The 6,364-nt window shown below is 64.9% G+C and carries 6 protein-coding genes; 1 reads left to right on the forward strand and 5 read right to left on the reverse strand.

Going from position 1 to position 6,364, the window contains the following annotated elements:
* Positions 1-59 precede the first annotated feature (59 nt).
* Complete coding sequence (locus RJQ10_RS17325) at positions 60-548, reverse strand: Lrp/AsnC family transcriptional regulator (RefSeq protein ID WP_350148636.1); 489 nt, start codon at positions 546-548, stop codon at positions 60-62.
* Positions 545-1,024: an EVE domain-containing protein gene (locus RJQ10_RS17330; protein WP_350148637.1), complete on the reverse strand. Its 480-nt coding sequence runs from the start codon at positions 1,022-1,024 to the stop codon at positions 545-547. Before RJQ10_RS17330 ends, RJQ10_RS17325 begins: the two co-directional genes overlap by 4 nt.
* A 298-nt stretch (positions 1,025-1,322) precedes the next feature.
* Here RJQ10_RS17330 and leuA point away from each other — a divergent pair, with 298 nt between their 5' ends.
* A complete protein-coding gene (leuA, locus tag RJQ10_RS17335) occupies positions 1,323-2,996 on the forward strand; it encodes a 2-isopropylmalate synthase (protein WP_350148638.1) in 1,674 nt (557 codons plus the stop codon).
* Positions 2,997-3,048: 52 nt separating this feature from the next.
* Here the strand turns inward: leuA and cuyA are convergent, their stop codons facing one another.
* The 3 genes from cuyA to RJQ10_RS17350 are packed head-to-tail and all read right to left on the reverse strand — an operon-like array spanning position 3,049 to position 6,156.
* Positions 3,049-4,044, reverse strand: a complete 996-nt coding sequence (gene cuyA / locus RJQ10_RS17340; protein WP_350148639.1) for a D-cysteate sulfo-lyase — start codon at positions 4,042-4,044, stop codon at positions 3,049-3,051.
* 46 nt (positions 4,045-4,090) lie between these two features.
* Positions 4,091-4,798 (reverse strand): cysteate racemase, encoded by a 708-nt coding sequence (gene cuyB / locus RJQ10_RS17345; protein ID WP_350148640.1) that lies wholly within the window; start codon positions 4,796-4,798, stop codon positions 4,091-4,093.
* 11 nt (positions 4,799-4,809) lie between these two features.
* Positions 4,810-6,156, reverse strand: a complete 1,347-nt coding sequence (locus RJQ10_RS17350; protein WP_350148641.1) for an alanine/glycine:cation symporter family protein — start codon at positions 6,154-6,156, stop codon at positions 4,810-4,812.
* Between the last annotated feature and the right edge of the window lie 208 nt (positions 6,157-6,364).

Below are 6,364 nucleotides of genomic sequence, written 5' to 3' on the forward strand. Positions count from 1 at the left end.
CCCGGCCCGGCAAGTTCCGTAACGGCCAGCAAAACTGGCAGGAATGGCCGGTTCCCGGGTCAGACCTCGGTATCATTGTCGATATGGTCGAGGGGCAGGGCCGTGTTCTGCACCACCCGCCGCAGCTCGAAACTGGAGTGCACCCCGGTTACGCCGGGAATCCGGGTCAGCTTGCCGAGCAGGAAGCGTTCGTAGTACTGCATGTCCGGTACCACCGCCTTGAGCAGATAGTCCGCGCTCTGGCCGGTTACCACCGAGCACTCCATGACTTCGGGAAAGTCGCGGACCTGGTTTTCGAAGGCATCGAAGCGGTCGGGGGTGTGGCGGTCCATGCTGATCCCGATATAGGCGGTCAGCTTGAGCCCCAGCCGGGACTGGTCCAGCAGGGTGGCGGTGCCGCGGATCAGGCCGGACTCCTCCAGCCGCTTCACCCGCCGGGAGCAGGGCGTGGGCGACAGGCCGATACGCTCGGCCAGCTCCAGGTTGCTGATCCGGCCATCCCGCTGCAGGATGTCGAGAATACGGCGGTCGGTACGGTCCAGTTTCATGCCTTCGCACTCCCGTCTCCGGCGAGGGCCAGGATGAAATCCCGCTGTGCCTCGCTCACCGGCATGACCGACAGGCGGCTGCGCCTGAGCAGGGCGAGGCCATCCAGGGCGTCCGCATGCTGCTTCAGTTCCGCCAGCGTCACGGGCCGCGGCAAGTGCCGCAGATAGCGAACGTCCACCAGTACCCAGCGGGGGTGGTCGGGGTCGCTGCCCGGGTCGAAGTAGGGGGATTCCGGGTCGAACTGGGTCGGGTCCGGCCGCGGCTTGCCGGCGACACGGGCCAGGCCGACCACGCCCGGCACCGCGCAGCTTGAATGGTAGACCAGCACCTCGTCCCCTACCCGCATTCCGTCGCGGATAAAATTGCGCGCCTGGTAATTGCGCACCCCGTCCCAGGGTTCCGTCTGCCCTGGACGGGATGCCAGGTCATCTATACTGAAGGTGTCGGGTTCGGTTTTGAGCAACCAGCAGGCCATTGGGGGGTTCTCCTTGGCGAATAAATCCAAGTATAGGGAGAAACCAGCAATAATAAACCAATAACTGGCGATATCACTGGAATATTTGCAGCAAATCACCTGCGGCTACCCCTTATACTGTGCGCCTGGCTGTTGTAACACCTGCCGCCGCCACACTGCGCACCATCCCCGCGTTGTGTATCAGGGCGAGGCCTCATGAGGGTCGGTCAGGCGGGCTACAATCCTTTGCGACCCGCAGGTGAACAGCCCCCAATTAACGCGCAAGTGCAGCGAACCTGCACCCGGAGGAAAGGCGCACATGAGCCAGTTTGATTACCGCAAGTACCAGCCCTTCCAGCCTGTCCGGATGGCGTCCCGGCGCTGGCCGGACCAGCAGATCACCCGCGCGCCCCGCTGGTGCAGTGTGGACCTGCGCGACGGTAACCAGGCCCTGATCGAGCCCATGACCGGGCGGCAGAAATCCCGCCTCTGGGATCAGCTGGTGAAGATCGGCTTCAAGGAAATCGAGGTCGGCTTTCCTTCGGCCTCCAGCCATGATTTCAATTTCTGTCGCGAGCTGATCGAGAACGGGCGGATACCGGAGGATGTCACTATCCAGGTACTGACCCAGGCCCGGCCCGAGCTGATCGAGAAAACTTTCGAGGCCCTGCGCGGCGCGCGGCGCGCGATCGTGCACGTCTACAACTCCACCTCCACCGTGCAGCGCGAGCAGGTGTTCGGGCTCGACCGGGCCGGGATCATCGATATCGCCGTCAAGGGTGCCCGACTGGTGCGGGATACCGCCGCTCGTTATCCGGAAACCGAATGGATCTTCGAGTATTCGCCGGAAAGCTTTACCGGCACCGAGCTGGACTTCGCCGTGGAGGTGGTCGATGCGGTAACCGCCGTGTGGCAGCCCAGCCCCGACAAGCCGGTCATTATCAATCTGCCGGCGACCGTGGAAATGAGCACGCCCAATGTTTACGCGGACCAGATCGAGTGGTTCTGCGACCATGTTCGCAATCGCGAGTCCCTGCTGATTTCCCTGCACACCCACAACGACCGCGGCTGTGGCGTGGCGGCGGCGGAGCTGGGCGTGCTGGCCGGCGCCGACCGGGTGGAAGGCACCCTGATGGGCAATGGCGAGCGCACCGGCAACATGGATATCGTCACCATGGCGATGAACCTCTACAGCCAGGGTGTGGACCCGGAGCTGCAGCTGGGTCAAATGGACGAGATTATCCAGACCGTGAAGGAGTGTACCCAGCTGCCGATTCATCCCCGGCACCCCTACGCCGGTGAGCTGGTGTTCACCGCCTTCTCCGGCAGCCACCAGGACGCGATCAAGAAATGCCTGGCGAAGCGGGACGAGCGGGCGCCCTGGCAGGTGGCCTACCTGCCCATCGACCCGGCGGATATCGGCCGCTCCTACCAGGAGGTCATCCGCATCAACAGCCAGTCGGGCAAGGGCGGGGTGGCTTACGTCCTGGAGCGCAGTTACGGCTATGAACTGCCGCGCTGGCTGCAGATCGATTTCAGCCCGGTGGTGCAGGCCCATGCCGAGGAGCAGGAGTCGGAGCTGTCCCCGGAGGCCATCCACGACCTGTTCCAGCGCACCTACCTGTCCGGTGACGGCCGCTGGCGCCTGGGGGACTACCAGGTCAATCGTGCTGACAACGTTGACCAGCTGCGTGCGGAATTGCTCGAAGGCAGCGCCCGCAGCACCCTGAGCGGTACCGGCAACGGCGTGGTGGCGTCCTTTGTGGATGCCATGCAGCGCTTTACCGGCAGGCAGATCGTACTGGTGGAGTACAGTGAGCACGCCCTGAGCCAGAGTGCGGATGCGGAGGCGGTGTGCTACATCCAGCTCAATATTGACGGCGAGCGGTTCTGCGGCGTTGGCCGCAGCTCGGACATCATCCAGGCCTCACTGGACGGCATTCTCGGCGCCATCAACAAGGCCGCGGAACGGGGTCAGACCGCTGCGGCCTGAGCCCTGCGCGCCGCCGGAAACTGTTACCGGCGGCGCCCTGTCTGGCGCCGATCTAGAGAAGGTCGTTGCTGTAGCCAAACAGCCCTGCAGAGCCCCCGGTATGCAGGAAGACGATATTCTGCTCGGCCCGGAAATGGCGCTTCTGCACCAGATCGACCAGGCCGGCCAGCCCCTTGCCGCTGTAGACCGGGTCGAACAGCAGGCCCTCCAGCCGGGCCAGTAGTGCCAGCGCTTCGCGCATGCCTTCGGTGGGAACACCGTAGCCGCCGCCGATGTAGTCGCAGTTCGCCACCACGTCCTCCCGTCTGACGCAGTTGCCGGCACCGATGTAGGCCGCTGTTTCCACGGCCAGCTTGTAGACCCTCTCTTCCTGGATGTCCCGGGGTGCGTTGACGCCGATGCCCAGTACCGGAATGTCCGAGTGGGTGGCGCGCAGGCCGGTAACCAGTCCGGCCTGGGTGCCGGCGCTGCCGGTAGCATGGACCACGCAATCAATGTGCAGCTGGGCCTGATTGGCCTGTTGCAGCAGTTCCAGGGCGCAGTCGACATAACCGAGGGCACCGATGGCGTTGGAGCCACCGCCGGGAATGATGTAGGGCACGCCGCCGCGGCTGCGCACCTCGGCGGCTACCTCTTCCATGGCCGCGTTCATATCGGTACCGCCCGGATAATGGCGGGTGTTGGCCCCCAGCAGACGGTCGAGGAACACGTTGCCCGAGTTCAGGTAGATTTCGCTGGGCTGGGCGATGCGGTTTTCGAACAGCAGTTCGCAGGCCATGCCCAGGCGGGCCGCCGCGGCGGCGGTCTGGCGGGCGTGGTTGGACTGGACCGCGCCCTGGGTAATGATGGTATCGGCGCCCTGCTGGCGGGCATCGGCAAGCAGGAACTCCAGCTTGCGGGTCTTGTTGCCGCCGCTGGCCAGTCCGGTGCAATCGTCGCGCTTGACGTATATTTTCGGCCCTCCCAGATGTTCACTGAGACGCGGCAGGTACTCCAGCGGCGTGGGCAGGTGGGCGAGTTTGATGCGGGGAAAGCGGGCCAGATGCATGGGTGATTCCTCTCTGGTTCTGGGTGGAGAGCTCAGGATTGTTGGTTCAGGGTTTCCGGGCCAGTTCGATCGTGCGCCGCACCAGCAGGTCGGTAGAGGATAACAGGTCTGCACTGGTGTCACCGGGGCTTAACACCAGTGGAATCTCCGTACAGCCGGCCAGCAGCAGCTCGGCTCCGGCGAATTCCAGGCTGGCGGCCAGGGCCCGCAGGTCGGCCCGGATCCCCGGGTCGCGCTCGCCGGCCTTGATCCGCCAGAGCAGCGCCATGAACCGGGTCTGTTCCGGCGCTGACCACAGCACCGGTTCCCGCCCCGCCGCTACCAGCGCCTGCTGGTACAGGCCCGACTGCAGGCAGCCGTCGGCGGCCATCACGCCGACCGTTGGGGCTGGATGTTCGCGCACGGCGTCCATGACCACATCGACAATACTGATGAAGGGGATACTGACCGCGGCCCGGATATCGTCGGCAAAGGCGTGCGCCGTGTTGCAGACCATGACCAGGAAGTCCGCGCCGGCGGTCTCGAGTCTCTGCGCCATTGCCGCCAGGTCGGGGCCTATGCCGGGCCCGGTGCCGGCGATGGCGGCGTGGCGATCGGGGACACCGGGATTGTGGTCCACCAGCAGGTGGATATGATCCTGGTCGCAGCTGGCGGGGGTGGCCGCGATAACCCGGGCCATGAAGTCCACCGTAGCCTCGGGTCCCATCCCGCCGAGGACGCCGACAGTGAGGCCGCGCCTGTTATTGCCTGACATGCCATAGGCTCCTAGTAGGGGTGACGGTGGAAATATTCCTTCGCCGCCGCCTTGACCCGGCCGGCCAGCATCAGGGTGGCGACCATGGTGGGTATCGCCATGAGGCCGTAGGAGCCGGAAATCAGGTTGAACACGACGTCGATGCTGACACTGGCCCCGAACACCACCGCCAGCACGAAGAACCAGCGGTAGAGGTGCTGCAGGCGGGCCCCAAACAGGAAGCCGAAGCACTTGGCGCCGTAGTACCACATGGTGAACATGGTGGTGCTGGCGAGGACCAGGGTGACGAACAACAACAGGCCCACTCCCGGAAGACCGAGGTCCGCGCGGAAGGCATTGGCGGTGAGGGTGATACCGGACAGTTCACCCGGGTCCGTCCAGGTGCCCGCCAGCAGGATCACCAGTGCGGTGCAGGTACAGACAATCAGGGTGTCCGCCACCGGCCCCATCATTGCCACCAGGCCCTCCCTGATCGGCTCATTGGTCCTGGCCGCGCCGTGGGCCATGACCTCGGTGCCTACCCCGGCTTCGTTGGAGAAAACCCCCCGGCTGACACCGATCAGGATCACCCCGAGCAAACCGCCGCCCACGGCCTGGGGGTTGAAGGCATCGGTAACAATACTGATCAGCAGGCCAGGTACCTGCGCGTGGTGCAGCAGCAGCAGGTAGAGCGTCATGCCCAGATAGGTCACGACCATCACCGGCAGCAGCGCAACAGCGACCCTGGCGACCCGTTGCAGGCCGCCAAAAATGACTGTCGCCACTATTGCCGCCATCACGCAGCCGATCAGGAAACTGGTCAGCAGGGGCTCGCCACCGGCGAACAGGTTCTCCCGCAGCAGCGCGGTCAGCTGGTTGGCCTGGAATATCGGCAGGGTGCCGATCAGCCCGGCCAGGGAGAACAGGATTGCCAGCGGATAGAAACCCCGCGGCAGGGCCTCGCGGATGATGTACATGGGCCCGCCCTGCAGCTTGCCCTCGCTGTCCGTGCCGCGGTACATCACCCCCAGGGTACAGGTGAAAAACTTGGTCGCGATCCCCACCAGCGCCGACATCCACATCCAGAACACGGCGCCCGGGCCACCGGCGACGATGGCCAGCGCCACCCCGGATATATTGCCCAGGCCCATGGTGCCGGACAGCGCCGCGGCCAGGGCCTGGGCGTGGCTCAATTCCCCGGGCTGGTCCGGCGTGTCGTGCCGCCCCAGCATGATGCCGATACCGTGGGCGAAGTGACGGTAGGGCAGGAAGCGTGAATAGATGGCAAAGAACAGCCCCCCACCCAGCAGCAGAACCACCAGCGGGGTGCCCCAGACTGCGTTGGCGAAGCTTGCTGACAGCTGCTGCAGTTGTTCCATCGTTGTGACCGGACCTCCGGGGAAATGGGCGAGGATAGCACAAGGCAGTGGTAGAATCGGGGCCATGAACCTGCGGATTATCGCCCTGCTGGCAGCCCTGCTGCCGTTCCTTGCGGTCCACCTGACCTGGCTGGTGGCGGCGGGCAATGGCCTGGTGGAATGGTGCAACCCCTACATCGACAGTTGCACTTCCATCAGCGCCACCGGC

Origin of the sequence: Haliea sp., from assembly GCF_040222615.1 — a bacterium.
In the GTDB taxonomy this organism is placed as follows: Bacteria; Pseudomonadota; Gammaproteobacteria; order Pseudomonadales; family Halieaceae; genus Haliea.